The sequence below is a fragment of the Stenotrophomonas sp. CFBP8994 genome (genome assembly GCF_034044835.1).
Classification (GTDB): Bacteria; Pseudomonadota; Gammaproteobacteria; order Xanthomonadales; family Xanthomonadaceae; genus Stenotrophomonas; species Stenotrophomonas rhizophila_A.
Genome location: NZ_JAXCWT010000004.1, coordinates 166,927 through 185,587, shown reverse-complemented (window position 1 = coordinate 185,587; position 18,661 = coordinate 166,927). Strand labels below are relative to the sequence as shown.

Sequence of the window (18,661 nt, the reverse complement as noted above, 5' to 3'; positions counted from 1 at the left end):
ATTACTCTCAGCGCGAGACCACTTCGGTCGCGGCGAAGAAGTACGCGATTTCAATCGCGGCATTCTCGACCGAGTCCGAGCCGTGGGCAGCATTGGCATCGATGGAATCGGCGAAGTCGGCGCGGATGGTGCCCGGCGCAGCGTCCTTCGGATTGGTGGCGCCCAGCAGGTCGCGGTGGGCCAGCACGGCGTTGTCGCCTTCCAGCGCCTGGATCATCACCGGGCCGGAGATCATGAACTCGACCAGCGCGTTGAAGAACGGACGCTCCTTGTGCACGGCGTAGAAGCCTTCGGCTTCACGGCGCGACAGCTGCTTGTACTTGGCAGCCACGACCTTCAGGCCAGCCTTTTCGAAGCGGGCGTAGATTTCACCGATGACGTTCTTGGCGACGGCGTCCGGCTTGATGATGGAAAGGGTGCGCTCCAGCGCCATGGGAATTCTCCGTTGGGCGGGCCACTGATCGGCCCGAGAGTAACATGAAAAAAACCCGCGTCGAAACGCGGGCTTAGCCTATATACGTGGCGTGATTCTACAACCTCTCGGTACGTCTTGCCACGCCCTGCGCGGCAACCTCGCGCTGGCGGCGACTGCCCGCCGTTCAGGTTGATGGGCATGAACGAGGACCAACATCTTGTGCGCCGCAGCATGCCACCGAGGATGCCGGGGTCTAATATCAAACAATCGTTTGATTGAACCCCTGCCCGCCCATGGCCAAACCCGCCCACTTTTCCACCAAGGACCGCATTCTCGGCGCCGCCGAGGAGCTGTTCGCCCTGCACGGGTTCGCCGGGACATCGCTGCGCCAGGTGACCAGCCAGGCCGATGTGAACATCGCTGCGGTGAATTACCACTTCGGATCCAAGGAAAACCTGGTCAACGAGGTGTTCCGCCGGCGCATGGACGAAATGACCGCCGCCCGGCTGTCGCAGCTGGACACCGCCCGGCGCGACCACCCCGGGCAGCTGCGGCCGGTGCTGGCTGCGTTCGTCGAACCGGCGCTGGCCATGGCCCAGGACCGCCAGACCGGGGGCGCGTTCGTGCGTGTCATCGCCCGCGCGTACGCGGAAAAGAACGACAACCTGCGCAAGTTCCTCTCCGACCACTACGGCCACGTCCTGCGCGAGTTCGGCAAGGCGATCGCCGCCAGCGTGCCGGGCCTGAGCAAGGAAGAGCTGTATTGGCGACTGGACTTCCTGGCCGGCGCACTGACCTACGCCATGGCCGATTTCGGGCTGATCAAGCGACCCGCCGGTGTCACCGAAGCGGCGCATCGTGCCCATGCAGCCCAGGAACTCATCCATTTCGCCGAAGCCGGTTTCCGCGCCAGCGCGGCCACCGCCCCTGCGGCGGCGACCCTTGCCACCCCGTAACGCCGGGCCCCATATCACCCCCGTAGAGCCGGGCCCTGCCCGGCTTCCAGACCAACAAAGGCTTATCGACATGTCCAATTCCCTGCTAGTCCGCCGCGCCGCCGTGCTGGGTGCCGGCGTCATGGGTGCCCAGATCGCGGCCCACCTGACCAATGCCGGCGTCGACACCGTGCTGTTCGACCTTCCCGCCAAGGAAGGTCCTGCCGACGGCATCGTGCTCAAGGCCATCGCCAACCTGGGCAAGCTCAGCCCTGCCCCGCTCGCCAGCAAGTCCTACGCCGAAGCGATCACCCCGGCCAACTATGAAACCGGCCTGGAACAGCTGCGCGACTGCGACCTGATCATCGAAGCCATCGCAGAACGGATGGACTGGAAGCAGGACCTGTACAAGAAGATCGCCCCGTTCGTGGCCGATCATGCCGTGCTGGCCTCCAACACCTCCGGCCTGGGCATCAACAAGCTCGCCGACGTGCTGCCCGAACAGCTGCGCCACCGCTTCTGCGGCGTTCATTTCTTCAACCCGCCGCGCTACATGCACCTGGCCGAGCTGATCCCGGCCACCACCACCGACGCCGCCGTGCTGGAAGGCCTGGAAAGCTTCCTGGTCACCACCCTGGGCAAGGGCGTGGTGTACGCCAAGGACACCCCGAACTTCATCGGCAACCGCATCGGCGTGTTCTCGATCCTGTCCACCATCTTCCACACCCAGCAGTTCGGCCTGGGCTTCGATGAAGTCGATGGCCTGACCGGCCCGCTGGTCGGCCGCCCGAAGTCGGCCACCTACCGCACCTCCGACGTGGTCGGCCTGGACACCATGGCCCACGTCATCAAGACCATGGGCGACACCCTGCCCAACGACCCGTGGCACCAGTACTTCGCCTCGCCGAAGTGGCTGGACGCGCTGATCGCCAAGGGTGCGCTGGGCCAGAAGACCGGCGCCGGCATCTTCCGCAAGGTTGGCAAGGACATCGTGGTGCTGGACCTGGAGAAGCAGGACTACCGCGCTGCCGATCGCACCGCCGCCCCGGAAGTGGTCGAGATCCTGAAGATCAAGAACCCGGCCGAGAAGTTCGCCAAGCTGCGCGAAAGCCAGCACCCGCAGGCGCAGTTCCTGTGGGCGACCTTCCGCGACCTGTTCCATTACAGCGCCTACCACCTGGCCGACATCGCCGAAACCGCGCGCGACGTCGACCTGGCCATCCGCTGGGGCTACGGCTGGTCGCTGGGCCCGTTCGAAACCTGGCAGGCCGCCGGCTGGAAGCAGGTCGCGCAGTGGATCGCCGATGACATCGTGGCCGGCAAGAGCATGAGCAACGCCCCGCTGCCGGACTGGGTGTTCGATGGCCGCGATGGCGTGCACGCCGCCGAAGGCAGCTACAGCCCGACCCGCAACGCCAAGCTGCCGCGTTCGGCGCTGCCGGTGTACCAGCGCCAGCGCTTCCCGGATCCGCTGCTGGGCGAAACCTTCAGCCCGGGCGAAACCGTGTTCGAGAACGACGGCGTGCGCATGTGGCACGACGGCGACGGCATCGCCGTGGTCAGCTTCAAGACCAAGATGAACACCGTGTCCGACCACGTGCTCAACGGCCTGCAGGAAGCCATCAAGCGCGCCGAGCAGGGCTTCAAGGGGCTGGTGATCTGGCAGCAGAAGGAACCCTTCTCCGCCGGTGCCGACCTGGCCGGCGCGCTCGGCCTGCTGCAGGCCGGCAAGGTCGACCAGTTCGAAGAAATGGTGCACAACTTCCAGCGCACCAGCCAGGCCATCAAGTACGCGCTGGTGCCGGTGGTGACCGCCGTGCGCGGGCTGGCCCTGGGCGGCGGCTGCGAATTCCAGATGCACAGCGCCAAGAGCGTGGCCGCACTGGAAAGCTACATCGGCCTGGTCGAAGCCGGCGTCGGCCTGCTGCCGGCCGGTGGTGGCCTGAAGGAACTGGCGGTACGCGCCTCCCAGGCCGCCGGCCCGGGCGGTGATGTATTCGCCGAACTGAAGAAGACCTTCGAAACCGTGGCCATGGCCAAGGTCTCCAACTCCGCGGTCAACGCCAAGGAACTGGGCCTGATGCGCGCCACCGACAAGGTGGTGTTCAACAGCTTCGAAGCGCTGCACATCGCCAAGGCCGAAGTGCAGGCGCTGGCCGAAGGCGGCTACCGTCCGCCGATGCCGGCCCGCCGCATCCAGGTGGCCGGTGACGTGGGTATCGCCACCTTCAAGATGATGCTGGTGAACATGCTTGAGGGCCGTTTCATCAGCCCGTACGACTACGAAATCGCCGTGCGTATCGCCACCGTGCTGTGTGGTGGCGAAGTGGACCGCGGCACGCTGGTGGACGAAGAGTGGCTGCTGACCCTGGAGCGCAAGCACTTCGTCGAACTGGCCCAGCAGGAAAAGACCCAGGCCCGCATCGCGCACATGCTGAAGACCGGCAAGCCGCTGCGCAACTGACCCATAAGAGACCACCACAATGACCAAGCAGATCCAGGACGCCTACATCGTCGCCGCCACCCGTACCCCGGTTGGCAAGGCGCCCAAGGGCGTGTTCCGCAATACCCGTCCCGACGACATGCTGGCCCACGTGCTCAAGTCCGTGGTCGCGCAGGCACCGGGCATCGACGTCAACCGCATCGATGACGCCATCATCGGCTGCGCCATGCCCGAAGCCGAGCAGGGCATGAACGTGGCGCGCATCGGCGTGCTGCTGGCCGGCCTGCCGGACACCATCGCCGCGCAGACCGTCAACCGCTTCTGCTCGTCCGGCCTGCAGGCCGTGGCGATGGCAGCCGACCAGATCCGTCTCGGCAACGCCGACCTGATGCTGGCCGGCGGCACCGAATCGATGTCGATGGTGCCGATGATGGGCAACAAGATCGCGATGGCGCCGAGCGTGTTCGACAACGACCACGTGGCCATCGCCTACGGCATGGGCATCACCGCCGAGAAGGTCGCCGAGGAATGGAAGGTCTCCCGCGAAGAGCAGGATGCGTTCGCCCTGGCCTCGCACCAGAAGGCCATCGCCGCGATCCAGAACGGCGACTTCAAGGATGAGATCAGCCCGTATGACGTGCGCACCCGCCAGCCGGACCTGGCCGACGGCCGCCGCATCATCACCCGCGACCGCATCGTCGACACCGACGAAGGCCCGCGCCTGGACTCGTCCGCCGAAGGCCTGGCCAAGCTGCGCCCGGTGTTCCGCAACGGCCAGTTCGGCGGCACGGTGACCGCCGGCAACTCCTCGCAGATGAGCGACGGCGCCGGTGCGGTGCTGCTGGCATCGGAACAGGCGGTCAAGGACTACGGCCTGAAGCCGCTGGCCCGCTTCGTGAGTTTCTCGGTCGCCGGTGTGCGCCCGGAAGTGATGGGCATCGGCCCGATCGCGGCCATTCCCAAGGCGCTCAAGCAGGCTGGCCTGACCCAGGACCAGCTGGACTGGATCGAGCTCAATGAAGCGTTCGCCGCGCAGTCGCTGGCGGTGATCCGTGATTGCGGGCTGGACCCGTCCAAGGTCAACCCGCTGGGCGGCGCCATCGCACTGGGCCACCCGCTGGGCGCCACCGGCGCGATCCGGACCGCCACGCTGCTGCATGGCCTGCGCCGTCGCCAGCAGAAGTACGGCATGGTCACCATGTGCATCGGCACCGGCATGGGCGCAGCGGGTATTTTCGAATCGCTGTGATCCGGGATCCAGGTACCGACCAACGGTCGGTACCTGCCGGCCGGAAGAGATGGCCGCCTGCCGTTGTCGGGCGGGCGGAGAAGCAAAAAGGCGACCCGTCCGGGTCGCCTTTTTCATGCGCGTGCATGGGACGCGGGGCTTACCCCTCGTCTTCTTCCAGCATCTGCGCCAGCTTCTCGCGCGCCGGCTTGCCCAGTTTGTGGCTTTCCAGCGCGAAGCGGATGGTGGCTTCCACCAGCCCGAGGTGGGTGCCGCAGTCGAACCGGGTACCTTCGAAACGGTACGCGTTGACCTCTTCGGTTTTCAGCAGGTCGGCAATGGCGTCGGTCAGCTGGATCTCACCGCCCGCGCCCTTGCCGGTGGCTTCAAGCAGTTCGAAGATCTTCGGGCTGAGCACGTAGCGGCCAACCACGGCCAGATCGCTCGGCGCGTCTTCCGGCTTGGGCTTTTCCACGATCTGCGCGATGCGCCCCTTGCGGCCGTCGAAGGCCTCGGTCGCCACGATGCCGTAGCTGGCCGTGTTCTCGTGGGGCACGTCTTCAACCGCGATCACGCTGGCGCCCGTGGCCTGGTTGAGATCGGCCATCTGCTTGAGGGCGCCGTCGCCGCGGTTCCAGATCAGGTCATCAGGCAGCAGCACCGCGAAGGGCTCGTCGCCCACCACGGATTTGGCACACAGCACCGCATGGCCCAGGCCCAGCGCTTCGGTCTGGGTCACGAACACCGCGCGCACGCCTTCCGGCAGCACGTTGCGCACCAGTTCCAGCAGCTCGGTCTTGCCCGCGCGCTCGAGCTTCTGCTCCAGCTCGTACGCCTTGTCGAAATAGTCCGCGACCGCGTGCTTGTAACGATTGGTGACGAAGATCAGGGTGTCGCACCCTGCTTCGATCGCCTCATCGACGGCGTACTGGATCAACGGCCGGTCGATGATCGGCAGCATTTCCTTGGGAACCGTCTTGGTTGCGGGAAGGAACCGGGTGCCCAGCCCCGCCACCGGGAAAACCGCCTTGCGAATGCGCTTGTTCGTCACAGCCTGTTGGCCTCTCGTGCCGGAAAGGGAAGCACCTTAGCCGACTCGACGTGAGATTCGTGTTGCAACGGCGCAAATTCCGGCATGGTCGCGAACAGGATGCTGTTGATCTCATCGGTATCGTAGTTGGCGATGGCCTCGCGCAGGCGCGGCACGTTGCCCAGCACCTGCTCGCGGGCGAAGGTGCGCACACCGGCCTCGAGGATCTTGGGATGCGCGGTCGGGCGGTAGTCCTCGTCCGAATAGAACAGGGTCTCGTGCAGCTTTTCGCCGGGACGAAGGCCGGTGTAGATGATGGCGATGTCCTTGTACGGCTGCTTGCCGGCCAGGCGGATCATCTGCTCGGCCAGCACCCGGATCGGCACCGGTTCGCCCATGTCGAGCGTATAGATCGCGCCGTGCGAGGCTGATGCCGCCGCCTGCAGGATCAGCTGGCAGGCTTCGGGAATCGTCATGAAGTAGCGGGTTACTTCCGGGTCGGTGACCGTGACCGGGCCGCCCTTGAGGATCTGCTCGCGGAATACCGGCACCACGCTCCCCGCCGAGGCGAGCACGTTGCCGAAGCGCACGGTGACGAAGCGGGTATGGCTGGTCTTCTGGTCCAGGCTCTGGCAGATCATCTCGGCGTAGCGCTTGCTGGCACCCAGGGCGTTGACCGGGTCAACCGCCTTGTCGGTGGAGATGAACACGAAATGTTCGATCCGCGCTTCCACGCAGGCCCGGGCCACCGTTTCGGTGGACAGGATGTTGTTGCGCACCGCTTCGCGCAGCTGCCGTTCCAGCACGGGCACCTGCTTGTAGGCCGCCGCATGGAACACGGCATCCACCTGCGACAGTGACAAGGCGTGGCGGATCACCGCCGGGTCGCCACAGTCGCCCAGTACTGCCTCCACGACCAGGTCGGGGAAGCTGCGCTTGAGTTCGGCCTCGATGGTGAGCAGCAGCAGCTCGCTCATTTCAAGCAGTACGACCCGCCCTGCCCCGTGGCGCGCGCACTGGCGGCACAGTTCCGAGCCGATCGAACCACCGGCGCCGGTCACCAGCACGGTGCGCCCGCCCAGCCAGCCGCGGATCAGCGACCAGTCCGGCAGGATCGGCTTGCGCCCCAGCAGGTCCTCGATCGCCACTTCCTTCAGCTCACCGGGCAGCGAATGGCCCAGCAGCACGTCGTTGAGCTTGGGCACCATGCGGAACGGCACCCCGGTGCTTTCGCAGATGGCCACCACGCGCTGCATGCCGGCGGCATCCAGCGACGGAATGGCGATCACCAGCAGCTTGGCCGCGGTTTCGCGTACCACCGAGGCGGCATCGTCCAGCGTGCCCAGGATAGGCAGGCCCTGAAGCTTCGCCCCCTGCAGGTGCGGCGCGTCGTCGAGCAGGCCAACCGGTTCGAAATCCCCCGACCGGCGCAGGTCGCGGACCAGCGCTTCGGCAGCCTGGCCGGCGCCCAGGATGAGCACCCGGCGCGCGGTCGCATCCGACTGCAGCGCCTGGTAGTCCTTCCATGCCCGGTACAGCAGGCGGGGCGCGCCCAGCAGGGCCGACAGCGCGAAGGGATAGATCACCAGCACCGACATCGGCACGCCATTGAAGCGCTTGTAAGCCAGCACCACCACGATGGCCAGCAACCCGATGAAGCTGGATTTGAAGATGTGCAGCAGGTCGGCCACGCTGGCGAACCGCCACAGCCCGCGGTACAGGCCCACTCGCCAGAAGACGATGGCCTGGATCACCAGCACCAGCGAGGTATCGATGTTCCACAGCGGCAACGAGGGCGCATCGGCCAGCATCGAATAGCGGCCGGCATGCAGCAACTGCCAGCACGCCCAGACCATGAACAGGTCGTGGACCACGATGGCGGCACGGGGAAGCAGACTCGTGAAACGGTCCTGCCAAGGCGTCATAAAGCAAACAATCCTTCTAGTAGCGCATTCCCTTGCGCAGGAGCAGCCAAAGACCGGTCGCGAGGAACATCCACGCTACGGCTACGGCAGCCTCCCACCTCGGCTGCAAATACGTGCAAGCATTAAACACTGTAATACTGAACAGACCAAAAACAAAGTACGTCCCTGTAACCGAAGTGTGCGTTGCACCACTTTTGACGGCACGTTGATACAGATGTTGGGTGTGGGGCTCCATCCATCTTTGCCCCGACAGCATGCGCGAAAGCAGTGTGAAGCCAGCGTCCACGAGGAAAGCCGTCAGCGGTACCAGCAGCAGCAGCCATGAGATGTCGGTTGCCACGCTGGCCAGGCAGACCAGGGCTGCGACGGCATAACCTAACGCCCCGCTGCCCACATCGCCCATGAAGATCCTTGCATTCGGAAAATTGAATGGCAGGAAACCCAGGCAGGCCAGTGCCAGGACAATCCCGGCCAACGCCAGCGGACCCGGCAGGACAAGCGCGAACGCGGCGCCGGCCAGAATGGCCTGGCTGGTCGCGATCCCGTTGATCCCATCCATGAAGTTCCAGATGTTGATCAGGGATGTCGTAAACAGCAGCGCCAGCAGCGCCTGCCAGGGGTTGCCCGTTGCATCCCACACCAGACCTGCCAGCAGGCCGGCGGCCAGCAGATGGACCAGCAACCGGCGCACCGCCGGCAGCGGCCGGTGGTCGTCCCACCAGCCGATCCCGGCCACCAGCACCAGGCCCAGCCCCGACACCAGCAACGGCGTCCGGGCGCCCGGCCAGATGACCGCCGCCGCGGCCAGCGCCAGCAGCAGGGTCACCACGATGGCAATGCCGCCCCCGCGCGGGGTCGCCACGACATGGCTACGGCGTTCCCCGGGCTGGTCGAACAGCTTGCGCCGCAGCGCGTACCGGCGGGCGCACCACGTGAGCACCGCCGCCACCGCCAGCACGGCCGGCAGCCCCATCCACCACCCTGCCGGCATGGCTCAGAGCACCGCGTAGTTCAACAGCGGCTTGACCGTACCCCACTCCTTGCAGCTGGGGCATTGCCAGTGGTGGGTGCGCGCACCGAAGCCACAACGCGTGCAGCGATAGGCCGGATTGCGGACCAGCAGCTGGTCGGTGATGTGCTTGAGGTCATGCAGGGTGGCGGTGGAGTCGGCGCCTTCGGCCAGGGTGAGGTCGATCAATGCCGACTCGCCGCGTACCGACGGGCGATCCTTCAGCTGCCGGCCCAGGTAGGCGCGGGCCGGGGCCACGCCCTCCTGCTCTTCCATCAGCTGGGTCAGGGCCAGTACCGGGGCGATGCCACGATAGTGCTCGGTCATTTCCGACAGGAACGCGCGCGCGCCGCCCAGATCGCCGACCTTGCGGTAGTTCTGCATCAACGGCTGCAGCACCTCGGGCAGGTATTCGGGATCGTTGCGGGCGGCCCGCTCGAACGCGCGCACCGCGGCTTCGGCATTGCCGGCATCGGTTTCCAGGCGCCCTTCAATGATGCCGGCACGCACCGACATCGCATCGGCCTGGTAGGCACGGGCAATGGCCGCGCGGGCTTCATCGATCTTGCCGGCGCCACGGAAGCGTTCGGCCAGCTCGCACTCGAACTGCCCCACCAGCTTGCCCATCGGCTCGCCGGTGACTTCTTCGTAACGGGTGGCGTTGTCGATCGCCTTTTCCCAGTCACGCTCGGCCTGGTAGATGCCGATCAGGTGCTTGAGCGCCTGCGGGGCGCGCTGGTCGATCTGGGCCAGTTCGGTAAAGACGGTTTCGGCACGGTCGAGCAGGCCGGACTTCATGTAATCCTCGCCCAGCGCCAGCAGGGCCTGGACGCGCTGTGCGTCGCTGAGGTCGGTACGGTTGACCAGCCCCTGGTGCAGGCGGATGGCGCGATCAACCTCGCCCCGGCGGCGGAACAGGTGGCCCAGCGCGACCTGGGTCTCGAAGGTTTCCTTGTCCAGCTCGGCAATGTGCAGGAACAGTTCGATGGCCTTGTCGGGCTGCTCGTTGAGCAGGTAGTTCAAGCCACGGAAGTAGGTGCTGGACAGGTGGCTGACCTGGTTGTCGCCATGGCGCTGGCCACCGCGACGGCCGATCACCCAGCCCGACAGTGCTGCCAGCGGCAGGAACAGGAAAAACCAGAACCACTCGGATACAAATTCCATCGGCGCTCAACGTCCGTCGAAAGGTGAAGAAGAAGACGCCACGGGGGCGGCGGCCGGAGCCGCTTTCTGCGCTTTGCGCAGTCGGGAATACAACGGAATCACCAGCCCCACCAGGACGAGCCCGGCACCGATGATCGCACCGGTCAACAGGGCCACGGTAATGGCCAGGCCGGTGCTGGAATGGATGGCAGTGAACCCCAGGTTGAGGGTCATGTCCTGCGAATTGAGGGCACCGATGACGAGCCCGGCCACCAGCACGGCGAGCAGGATCAACAGACGTGCGACTTTCATTGTGGCAGCTCCCATTCCCTTTGAGGTAGAGAGTAGCGGACTAACCATCCGCTCTACTAGGCCGGATCGCTTTCCAGCGGCACCACGGCGCTTACGCGCTCACGGAGTTCCTTGCCCGGCTTGAAATGCGGGACATGCTTGCCCGGCAGTGCGACCGATTCCCCGGTCTTGGGGTTGCGCCCCAGCCGCGGCGGCCGGTAGTGCAACGAAAAACTGCCGAACCCGCGGATCTCGATGCGATCCCCGCCGGCCAGCGCCCCGCCCATCATTTCCAGCAACGACTTCACCGCCAGATCGACATCGTCCGACTTCAGATGCGCCTGTCGGCGCGCCAGGATTTCGATCAACTCGGATTTGGTCATTGCGGACTCGCGTCGAGGGTCTCAAACCCTGAAACGGCCCGGACAATTGTCCGGGCCGTCCAGGAAACTACTGCTACGGGTAAAGGCCGATTACTCGGACTTGTTGCCGTTCAGCTGTGCACGCAGCAGCGCGCCGAGCTGGGTGGTGCCGCTGGAAGCCGAAGAGGACTGGTATTCCTCCAGCACTTCGCGCATTTCCGCGTCGTCCTTGGCCTTGATCGACAGCTGCAGGGTACGACCCTTGCGATCCATGCCCACGAACTTCGCTTCAACCTTGTCGCCGACCTTCAGGAACTGGGTCGCGTCGTCGACGCGCTCGTTGGCAACGTCACGCGCAGCGACATAGCCTTCGATGCCGTCAGCCAGTTCGATGGTAGCGCCCTTGGCGTCCACTTCCTTGACCACGCCTTCGACCTTCGAACCCTTCGGGTTGGCAGCCATGTACTGACCGAACGGATCCTGCTCCAGCTGCTTGACGCCCAGGCTGATGCGCTCGCGCTCCGGATCGACGGCCAGGACGACGGCGTCCAGGTTGTCGCCCTTCTTGAAGTTGCGGACCACGTCTTCGCCGGTGGTGTTCCAGCTGATGTCGGACAGGTGCACCAGGCCGTCAATACCGCCGTCCAGGCCGATGAAGATGCCGAAGTCGGTGATCGACTTGATCTGGCCCGACACCTTGTCGCCCTTCTTGTGGATGGCAGCGAAGGTTTCCCACGGATTGGCGGCAACCTGCTTCATGCCCAGCGAGATGCGGCGACGCTCCTCGTCGACGTCCAGGACCATGACTTCAACTTCGTCACCGACCTGCACAACCTTGGACGGGTTGACGTTCTTGTTGGTCCAATCCATCTCGGAGACGTGCACCAGGCCTTCGACGCCCGGCTCGATCTCGACGAACGCGCCGTAATCGGTGACGTTGGAGACCTTGCCGAACACGCGGCTGTTGGCCGGGTAACGGCGGGCGATGTTGTCCCACGGATCCTCGCCCAGCTGCTTCAGGCCGAGCGAAACGCGGTTGCGCTCGCGGTCGAACTTCAGCACGCGCACGTCCAGCTCGTCGCCGACGTTCACGACTTCGGACGGATGGCGCACGCGCTTCCAGGCCATGTCGGTGATGTGCAGCAGGCCGTCGATGCCGCCCAGGTCCACGAATGCGCCGTAATCGGTCAGGTTCTTGACGACACCCTTCAGGATCGCGCCTTCCTGCAGCTTGTCCATCAGCTGCTCGCGCTCTTCCGAGTGCTCGCTTTCGACGACAGCGCGGCGCGAGACCACGACGTTGTTACGCTTGCGGTCCAGCTTGATGAGCTTGAATTCCAGCTCCTTGCCTTCCAGGTAGGCCGGGTCGCGCACCGGGCGCACATCCACCAGCGAACCGGGCAGGAACGCGCGGACATCCTTGATGTCCACGGTGAAACCACCCTTGACCTTGCCGCTGATGCGGCCGGTGATGGTTTCGTTCTTTTCCAGGGCTTCTTCCAGCTCGTCCCACACCATGGCGCGCTTGGCTTTCTCGCGCGACAGGACGGTTTCACCGAAGCCGTTCTCGATCGAGTCGAGGGCGACCTTGACGACATCGCCTTCGGCGACGTCGATTTCGCCGGCGTCGTTACGGAACTGTTCGATCGGCACGATGCCTTCGGACTTCAGGCCGGCGTTGATCACCACGACGTCGCCGCGGACTTCAACGACAACACCGCTGACGATGGCGCCCGGCTTCAGCTTGGCCAGATTGGCCTGGCTGGCTTCAAACAGTTCGGCAAATGATTCGGTCATTAGATTTACTCTGTTGGACACATGGGCATTGGTCCCCGCGAGGGTTCCGTTTACTGCCCGCCTGTTGGTCGACCCCGGAAACGCAGGTCGTGTGTGAAGTAGGAAAACCGCCACGCATCATTGCGGGACGGAGCTTTTACTGCATTGCATTGGTGCGACTACCGCCGATGGATTGGCGGCCTCCTTGCCACGGATCAGGCACCCGAAACCGGAAGCAGATCCAGTACCTTGGCAACGACTTCGTCGATGCCGATACCACTGGTGTCGATGACGACGGCATCGTCTGCCGGCTTCAGGGGCGCCACTGTGCGCTGTGCATCACGGGCGTCGCGGGCCATGATCTCGCGCAGGAGGTCATCAAAGTTAACAGAAACCCCCTTGTCTTTCAACTGGTTATGCCGGCGCTCGGCGCGCTCCTCGGCACTGGCCGTCAGGAAGACCTTGAATGGGGCGTCGGGGAAGATGACCGTCCCCATGTCCCGCCCGTCGGCTACCAGGCCCGGGAGAACCCTGAATGCGCGTTGACGCTCTTTAAGGGCGGCCCGGACCTCGGGAATGGCGGCAATGGCCGAGGCCAGGGCCCCGGTGGTTTCCAGCCGCAGCTCGTCGGTGGCGTCGGTCTCATTGACGATGACACGCAGGCTGCCATCGTCGGCCTCGACGAAGCGGACATGGGTGTCGAAGGTGCAGCGGACCAGCGCCGAGGCGTCGGAGGTGTCGATATCGGCCCAGCTGGCAGCCACGCCCACGGCGCGGTACAGGGCGCCCGAATCCAGGTAATGCCAGCCCAGCCGGCGTGCGACAATGCGGCTGACGGTCCCCTTGCCGGCCCCGGACGGGCCGTCGATGGTGAGCACGGGAGAAGGCTGGTTCATGGGGTTCCCTGTGGATTTGACCCCCCATTCTAGCCCCTGCCCGGCCCCGTCCAAGACATTTTTAGTGCAAGCACTTGAAAGGATGGAAAAAAGCCCGGTAGAATGGCGGGCTTGAACGGGCGTCACCTGCCGATTGTCATCTGCATATCGCGGCCGCGCTCCAACCGAATCCACGTTTACGCCGAGGTATGCAATGAAAGTCCTGTCTTCCCTGAAGTCGGCCAAGTCCCGTCACCGTGACTGCAAGGTCGTCCGTCGTCGCGGCAAGATCTTCGTGATCTGCAAGTCGAACCCGCGTTTCAAGGCTCGCCAGCGCTGAGCCTGGGCCGTCGCGACCACCGGTCGCGACCTGCCTGAATAAAAAGCCGCCTCCGGGCGGTTTTTTATTGCCAATTTTGTTGTAATCGCCGGATAAGTCACGACCGTCGGTCGTGGTTCCTTTCTTGACCACTGGGGAGTAGATCGAGATGAAGCGTTACCTGACCACACTGCCGTTGCTTGCCCTGCTGGCCTGCGCCAGCGCCCACGCCGACACCCTGCTGATCGACCGCACCAAGGAACAGGTGGCGCCGGTAGTGCCGGTGCGCGGCGAGACCACCAGCCAGGTCCTGAGCCGCTTCGGTGAGCCCAGCGAGAAGCTGGAGCCGCGCGGCGGCCAGAAGCGCCAGTGGCCGACCATCAACCGCTGGGTCTACCCGATGTTCACCGTCTACTTCGAGAAGCAGAAGGTGATCGACGTGGTGGCCAACAAGGCTGACAGCAACGAAGTCGGCCCGAAGCCGCCGATCCGCTGATCCATCAGAACGCCCGCCGCCCGGCGGGCCATCGCACCGAGACCATGAACGATACGCTCCGCTTTCCGGCCGAATGGGAATCCCAGTCCGCCATCCTGATCGCCTGGCCCCACGCCGACACCGACTGGGCCGACCGCCTGGGTGACGTCGAGGACACCTACATCGCGCTGGTCGCGGCCATCACCCGCTTCCAGCCGGTGGTGATCATCGTGGCCGATGACGACCTGGAGGCGTACGCCGACGCGCGCCTGCGCTCCAACCGGATCGACACCGACCGCGTGCGTTTCGTCACCGCGCCGTACGACGACACCTGGCTGCGCGATTCGGGCCCGATCACGCTGCGCCGCGCCGACGGCGGCTTCCGGCTGCTGGACTTCCGCTTCACCGGCTGGGGCGGCAAGTTCGAGGCCAGCCTGGACGACCAGCTGGTAGGCGTGCTGCACGCCGCCAACCTGTTCGCCGACGCGGAGCTGCAGAGCATTCCGTTCGCGCTGGAAGGCGGCGCCATCGAAACCGACGGTGCGGGCACCCTGCTCACCACCTGGAAGTGCCTGCACGAACGCCACCCGGACCGGGATCGTGCGTCGCTGAGCGCGGACATGGCGAGCTGGCTGGCGCAGGACCGGGTGCTGTGGCTGGACCACGGCTACCTGGAAGGTGACGACACCGACGCGCACATCGACACGCTGGCGCGTTTCGCGTCGGTGGACAGCATTGTCTACCAGGCCTGCGATGACGCCAGCGATTCGCACCATGCCGAGCTGCAGGCGATGGGCAACGAACTGGCCGCGCTGCGCACCGCCGACGGCCAGCCGTACCGCCTGTTCCCGCTGCCGTGGGCACGCCCGGTGATCGACGAAGGCCGCCGCCTGGCCGCGTCCTACGCCAATTACCTGATCCTCAACGGCGCGGTGCTGATGCCGGCCTACGGTGACGTGGCCGACGACGCGGCACGCGACGTGCTGGCCCAGGCGTATCCGAACCACGAGATCGTGCAGGTGCCCTGCCGCTCGCTGATCTGGCAGAACGGCAGCCTGCATTGCATCACCATGCAGTTGCCGGCTGGGTTGCTGGCGGCGTAACGCACTTCGGCAATCGCGAGTTTCCCAGGCGCCGGGCTTTGCCCGGCGCTTTTGGTTTTGGGCGAACAGCCGGTGGGCACCGCATGGCCTGAGCTGGGTCGGCGGGTGCGGGTTTGCGGGACACGCCGTAAACCCATCCATGGGGGCTTGGCAAAAACATCCATGTTTTTGACAGTCCCGCAAACCCGCCCCCGCCGACCCTCGACGGTGTATTGGTGGCCATGGAAGATCAAATGCCAGATCCCAGAACGAAGACGCAGTCGATGTTGGCTGCGGCCGTTGCTTTCCCCTGGCCTCCGGCCAACGTCGAAGGCGGGTCGGGGCGGGTTTGCGGGGGTGTGAGCCGCATGGATGCGGCGACCAAGCCCCCATGGATGGGTTCACGGCGTCCCCCGCAAACCCGCACCGTCCCGCCAAGCCTCGGAGCCGCTGCACCAAGGCTGTTCGCCTGGATCCACCAGCAGCCGGGCAACGCCCGGCGATCCGCAAACCCGGCTACTTAAGGCGTTAACAGCACCGGTTTAACAACCAGCACGCCGCACACACCCATCCGCGATAAACTGCGTTTTTCCCCCTGCAGGACCCGCCCCGGATGAGCTCACGCCACACCCTTTCCGTCGCCCTGATCCAGGAGCGCAACCACGGTGACGCGGCCGCCAACCTGGCCGTGATCGAAACGCGCGTGGCTGAAGCGGCTGCCCAGGGTGCCAAGCTGGTCCTGCTGCAGGAACTGCACAACGGCGCGTACTTCTGCCAGCACGAATCGGTGGATGAGTTCGACCTGGCCGAACCGATCCCCGGGCCGAGCACCGAGCGCCTTGGCGCGCTTGCGAAGAAGCATGGCGTGGTGATCGTCGGCTCGCTGTTCGAGCGCCGCGCCGCCGGCCTGTACCACAACACCGCCGTGGTGTTCGAAAAGGACGGCACCCTGCTGGGCAAGTATCGCAAGATGCACATCCCGGACGATCCCGGCTTCTATGAGAAGTTCTACTTCACCCCCGGCGACATCGGCTTCAAGCCGATCGATACCTCGGTGGGTCGCCTTGGCGTGCTTGTCTGCTGGGACCAGTGGTACCCCGAAGCCGCGCGCCTGATGGCGCTGGCCGGTGCCGAACTGCTGCTCTACCCCACCGCCATCGGCTGGGATCCGGATGACCAGAAGGACGAACAGGGCCGCCAGCGCGATGCCTGGGTGCTCAGCCACCGCGGCCATGCCGTGGCCAACGGCGTGCCCGTGCTGAGCTGCAACCGCGTCGGCCATGAGCCGTCGCCGCTCGGCGCCTCGGGCATCCAGTTCTGGGGCAACAGCCACGTGCTGGGCCCGCAGGGCGAGTTCATCGCCGAAGCCGGTGGCGAACCGACCGTTCTGGTCTGCGATGTCGACCTGCAGCGCAGCGAACACGTGCGCCGCATCTGGCCGTTCCTGCGCGACCGCCGCATCGACGCCTATGGCGACCTGCTCAAGCGCTACATCGACTGACCTTCCCACAGGAACCCTGCCCCGTGACCGTGCTGCTGCGCGACGCCACCGATGCCGACATTGCGGCCATCACCGCCATCTACGCGGTGGAAGTAACCGATTTCGTCAACACCTATGAGTACGACGTTCCGGATGCGGCCGAGATGCAGCGGCGCATGCGCGACATCGTCGCACGCGGTTTCCCGTACATCGTGGCCGAGGTTGACGGCCACGTGGCCGGCTACGCCTATGCCAACACCTACCGTGGGCGTATCGCCTACCAGTGGACGGTCGAAAACTCCGTCTACGTCGATGCCGCGCTCCAGGGCAAGGGCGTCGGCACCGCGCTGATGCAGGGCCTGATCGACGCCTGCGTCGCGCGCGGCTACCGGCAGATGGTGGCGGTGATCGGCGAACCGACCAATACCGCATCGATCAAGCTGCACGAACGCTTCGGCTTCCACCTGGTCGGCATTTTCCGTGGCCTGGGCCGCAAGCATGGGCGCTGGCTGGATACGGTGCAGATGCAGCGCGCGCTCGGCGACGGTGTCGACAGCGCCCCTTCGAATGAATGATGAAATGACTGAAAACCTGATGGACGACAACGGCGACACCCTGTTCGCCGGCCAGCCCGTGCGCGTGGTCGAGCGCGACGGCGTGCGCTACACTCTGCTGGGCACCGCGCACGTCTCGCAGGCCAGCGTGGAGGTGGTGGAACGGGCCATCAACAGCGGCCGCTTCGATGCGGTCGCGGTGGAGCTGGATCCGCAGCGCCTGCAGGCGCTGACCAATCCCGATGCGTTGGCCAAACTGGACCTGGTCGAAGTGATCCGCAAGGGCCGCGTGGCGCTGTTCGCCGCGAACCTCGCCCTGGCCGCCTACCAGCGGCGGCTGGCCGAGCAGCTGGGCATCGAGCCCGGTGCCGAGCTCAAGCGCGCGGTCGGCCTGGCCAACGCGCACAACCTGCCGGTGCACCTGATCGACCGCGAAGTGGGCCTGACCTTCAAGCGCGCCTCGCAGCGGCTGGGCTTCTTCGGCAAGATCAAACTGGTCATGGGCCTGGGCGCCGGCCTGTTCGCCTCCGACGACGTCGGCGAAGACGAGATCGAGAAACTCAAGCAGGGCGACATGCTGGAAGCCAGCTTCGGCGAGTTCGCCAGCGAAAGCCCGGCCCTGTACGAAACCATCATCGGCGAGCGCGACCGCTACATGGCCACCCGCCTGCGCGAAGTGCACGATCCGGCCCAGCGCGAAGTGCTGGCCGTGGTCGGTGCCGGCCACCTGGCCGGGCTGGCGAAGTACCTGGAATCGGACACCGAAGCGCCCGGCCCGCTGCGCGCGTCGCTGGAAGACGTGCCGAAGAAGCGCAACATTCCGTGGATCACGCTGACCATCCTGGCGGTGGTGTTGGCCGGTATTGCCGTGGGGTTCTATCGCGGCGGACTGGGCGTGGGCACCGAGCTGCTGGCGGTGTGGGCGATGTACACCGGCGGCCTGGCGGGTTTGGGCTGCCTGCTGGCCGGCAGCCACCCGCTGAGCATCCTCACCGCGATCGTGGTGGCACCATTCAAGCCATTCCGCCTGAGCATCCCGACCGGCGCCTTTGCCGCGCTGGTCGAGGCGCGCCTGCGCAAGCCGGCGTACGAGGATTTCCTCAAGTTGCGCGATGACGCGCAGAGCGTGCGCGGCTGGTACCGCAACCGCGTCACCCGGGTGGTGCTGACCTTCATGCTGACCAACCTGGGCAGCATGCTGGGCTTGTGGCTCACCGGCTTCCAGGTCTGGAACAAGGTCGGCGGCTGACGGCGCCGTACCGACCAACGGTCGGTACCTACCAGTGCGGAACAATGTTGTTCGACCTCGGTAGGTATCG

18 protein-coding genes are annotated in these 18,661 nt (G+C 65.4%); 9 read left to right on the top strand and 9 right to left on the bottom strand.

Annotated features, from left to right (window positions below):
- Positions 1–7 precede the first annotated feature (7 nt).
- The gene (gene ndk, locus SOM39_RS12900) at positions 8–433 is read right to left on the bottom strand and encodes a nucleoside-diphosphate kinase (RefSeq protein WP_068851305.1); all 426 of its coding nucleotides are present in this window, start codon (positions 431–433) and stop codon (positions 8–10) included.
- 275 nt (positions 434–708) lie between these two features.
- On the opposite strand from ndk, the gene SOM39_RS12895 reads away from it, so the two are divergent.
- The 3 genes from SOM39_RS12895 (at position 709) to SOM39_RS12885 (ending at position 5,042) form a co-directional block, all read left to right on the top strand.
- The gene (locus tag SOM39_RS12895; protein WP_210132339.1) at positions 709–1,371 is read left to right on the top strand and encodes a TetR/AcrR family transcriptional regulator; all 663 of its coding nucleotides are present in this window, start codon (positions 709–711) and stop codon (positions 1,369–1,371) included.
- A 70-nt stretch (positions 1,372–1,441) separates the two neighbouring features.
- The gene (locus SOM39_RS12890) at positions 1,442–3,814 is read left to right on the top strand and encodes a 3-hydroxyacyl-CoA dehydrogenase/enoyl-CoA hydratase family protein (RefSeq protein ID WP_217538379.1); all 2,373 of its coding nucleotides are present in this window, start codon (positions 1,442–1,444) and stop codon (positions 3,812–3,814) included.
- A 19-nt stretch (positions 3,815–3,833) separates the two neighbouring features.
- Positions 3,834–5,042 (top strand): acetyl-CoA C-acyltransferase, encoded by a 1,209-nt coding sequence (locus tag SOM39_RS12885; RefSeq protein ID WP_068851296.1) that lies wholly within the window; start codon positions 3,834–3,836, stop codon positions 5,040–5,042.
- A 139-nt stretch (positions 5,043–5,181) separates the two neighbouring features.
- On the opposite strand, the gene galU is transcribed toward SOM39_RS12885, so the two are convergent.
- From galU to cmk, 8 genes are all read right to left on the bottom strand, one after another.
- Positions 5,182–6,072 carry a UTP--glucose-1-phosphate uridylyltransferase GalU gene (gene galU, locus SOM39_RS12880; RefSeq protein ID WP_068851293.1) on the bottom strand — a complete coding sequence of 297 codons (891 nt, stop codon included), beginning with the start codon at positions 6,070–6,072 and terminating at the stop codon, positions 5,182–5,184.
- Entirely contained in the window at positions 6,069–7,976 is a 1,908-nt protein-coding gene (locus SOM39_RS12875; protein ID WP_320458540.1) for a nucleoside-diphosphate sugar epimerase/dehydratase, read from the bottom strand. Before SOM39_RS12875 ends, galU begins: the two co-directional genes overlap by 4 nt.
- A 16-nt stretch (positions 7,977–7,992) precedes the next feature.
- Complete coding sequence (locus tag SOM39_RS12870; protein WP_217538373.1) at positions 7,993–8,967, bottom strand: MraY family glycosyltransferase; 975 nt, start codon at positions 8,965–8,967, stop codon at positions 7,993–7,995.
- 3 nt (positions 8,968–8,970) lie between these two features.
- On the bottom strand, positions 8,971–10,149 hold the full coding sequence (lapB, locus tag SOM39_RS12865) for a lipopolysaccharide assembly protein LapB (RefSeq protein ID WP_068851284.1): 1,179 nt from the start codon (positions 10,147–10,149) through the stop codon (positions 8,971–8,973).
- A gap of 6 nt (positions 10,150–10,155) precedes the next feature.
- Positions 10,156–10,440: a LapA family protein gene (locus SOM39_RS12860; protein ID WP_320458539.1), complete on the bottom strand. Its 285-nt coding sequence runs from the start codon at positions 10,438–10,440 to the stop codon at positions 10,156–10,158.
- 56 nt (positions 10,441–10,496) lie between these two features.
- Positions 10,497–10,802: an integration host factor subunit beta gene (locus SOM39_RS12855; protein ID WP_017355596.1), complete on the bottom strand. Its 306-nt coding sequence runs from the start codon at positions 10,800–10,802 to the stop codon at positions 10,497–10,499.
- 90 nt (positions 10,803–10,892) lie between these two features.
- Positions 10,893–12,578, bottom strand: a complete 1,686-nt coding sequence (gene rpsA / locus SOM39_RS12850; protein ID WP_068851279.1) for a 30S ribosomal protein S1 — start codon at positions 12,576–12,578, stop codon at positions 10,893–10,895.
- Between the two features lie 194 nt (positions 12,579–12,772).
- Positions 12,773–13,453, bottom strand: a complete 681-nt coding sequence (gene cmk / locus SOM39_RS12845) for a (d)CMP kinase (protein WP_068851276.1) — start codon at positions 13,451–13,453, stop codon at positions 12,773–12,775.
- Positions 13,454–13,646: 193 nt separating this feature from the next.
- Between cmk and ykgO the strand changes: the two genes are divergently transcribed.
- From ykgO to SOM39_RS12815, 6 genes are all read left to right on the top strand, one after another.
- On the top strand, positions 13,647–13,772 hold the full coding sequence (gene ykgO / locus SOM39_RS12840; RefSeq protein WP_017355593.1) for a type B 50S ribosomal protein L36: 126 nt from the start codon (positions 13,647–13,649) through the stop codon (positions 13,770–13,772).
- A 148-nt stretch (positions 13,773–13,920) separates the two neighbouring features.
- Complete coding sequence (locus tag SOM39_RS12835; RefSeq protein WP_068851273.1) at positions 13,921–14,247, top strand: hypothetical protein; 327 nt, start codon at positions 13,921–13,923, stop codon at positions 14,245–14,247.
- A gap of 44 nt (positions 14,248–14,291) precedes the next feature.
- On the top strand, positions 14,292–15,329 hold the full coding sequence (locus SOM39_RS12830; RefSeq protein WP_320458538.1) for an agmatine deiminase family protein: 1,038 nt from the start codon (positions 14,292–14,294) through the stop codon (positions 15,327–15,329).
- 592 nt (positions 15,330–15,921) lie between these two features.
- Positions 15,922–16,809 carry a carbon-nitrogen hydrolase gene (locus SOM39_RS12825; RefSeq protein WP_095364215.1) on the top strand — a complete coding sequence of 296 codons (888 nt, stop codon included), beginning with the start codon at positions 15,922–15,924 and terminating at the stop codon, positions 16,807–16,809.
- A 23-nt stretch (positions 16,810–16,832) separates the two neighbouring features.
- Positions 16,833–17,363: an N-acetyltransferase family protein gene (locus tag SOM39_RS12820; protein WP_320458537.1), complete on the top strand. Its 531-nt coding sequence runs from the start codon at positions 16,833–16,835 to the stop codon at positions 17,361–17,363.
- Positions 17,356–18,591, top strand: coding sequence for a TraB/GumN family protein (locus SOM39_RS12815; protein WP_068851262.1), 1,236 nt, complete (start codon positions 17,356–17,358; stop codon positions 18,589–18,591). Before SOM39_RS12820 ends, SOM39_RS12815 begins: the two co-directional genes overlap by 8 nt.
- Positions 18,592–18,661 lie beyond the last annotated feature (70 nt).

What these genes read in the sequence shown, in the direction of transcription:
- SOM39_RS12890 (WP_217538379.1), top strand. Translation starts at nt 1,442, where the DNA reads ATGTCCAATTCCCTGCTAGTCCGCCGCGCCGCCGTGCTGGGTGCCGGC.
- rpsA (WP_068851279.1), bottom strand. Translation starts at nt 12,578, where the DNA reads ATGACCGAATCATTTGCCGAACTGTTTGAAGCCAGCCAGGCCAATCTG.
- SOM39_RS12895 (WP_210132339.1), top strand. Translation starts at nt 709, where the DNA reads ATGGCCAAACCCGCCCACTTTTCCACCAAGGACCGCATTCTCGGCGCC.
- ykgO (WP_017355593.1), top strand. Translation starts at nt 13,647, where the DNA reads ATGAAAGTCCTGTCTTCCCTGAAGTCGGCCAAGTCCCGTCACCGTGAC.
- SOM39_RS12855 (WP_017355596.1), bottom strand. Translation starts at nt 10,802, where the DNA reads ATGACCAAATCCGAGTTGATCGAAATCCTGGCGCGCCGACAGGCGCAT.
- SOM39_RS12870 (WP_217538373.1), bottom strand. Translation starts at nt 8,967, where the DNA reads ATGCCGGCAGGGTGGTGGATGGGGCTGCCGGCCGTGCTGGCGGTGGCG.
- SOM39_RS12815 (WP_068851262.1), top strand. Translation starts at nt 17,356, where the DNA reads ATGAATGATGAAATGACTGAAAACCTGATGGACGACAACGGCGACACC.
- lapB (WP_068851284.1), bottom strand. Translation starts at nt 10,149, where the DNA reads ATGGAATTTGTATCCGAGTGGTTCTGGTTTTTCCTGTTCCTGCCGCTG.
- ndk (WP_068851305.1), bottom strand. Translation starts at nt 433, where the DNA reads ATGGCGCTGGAGCGCACCCTTTCCATCATCAAGCCGGACGCCGTCGCC.
- SOM39_RS12860 (WP_320458539.1), bottom strand. Translation starts at nt 10,440, where the DNA reads ATGAAAGTCGCACGTCTGTTGATCCTGCTCGCCGTGCTGGTGGCCGGG.
- cmk (WP_068851276.1), bottom strand. Translation starts at nt 13,453, where the DNA reads ATGAACCAGCCTTCTCCCGTGCTCACCATCGACGGCCCGTCCGGGGCC.
- SOM39_RS12830 (WP_320458538.1), top strand. Translation starts at nt 14,292, where the DNA reads ATGAACGATACGCTCCGCTTTCCGGCCGAATGGGAATCCCAGTCCGCC.
- SOM39_RS12825 (WP_095364215.1), top strand. Translation starts at nt 15,922, where the DNA reads ATGAGCTCACGCCACACCCTTTCCGTCGCCCTGATCCAGGAGCGCAAC.
- SOM39_RS12875 (WP_320458540.1), bottom strand. Translation starts at nt 7,976, where the DNA reads ATGACGCCTTGGCAGGACCGTTTCACGAGTCTGCTTCCCCGTGCCGCC.
- SOM39_RS12885 (WP_068851296.1), top strand. Translation starts at nt 3,834, where the DNA reads ATGACCAAGCAGATCCAGGACGCCTACATCGTCGCCGCCACCCGTACC.
- SOM39_RS12835 (WP_068851273.1), top strand. Translation starts at nt 13,921, where the DNA reads ATGAAGCGTTACCTGACCACACTGCCGTTGCTTGCCCTGCTGGCCTGC.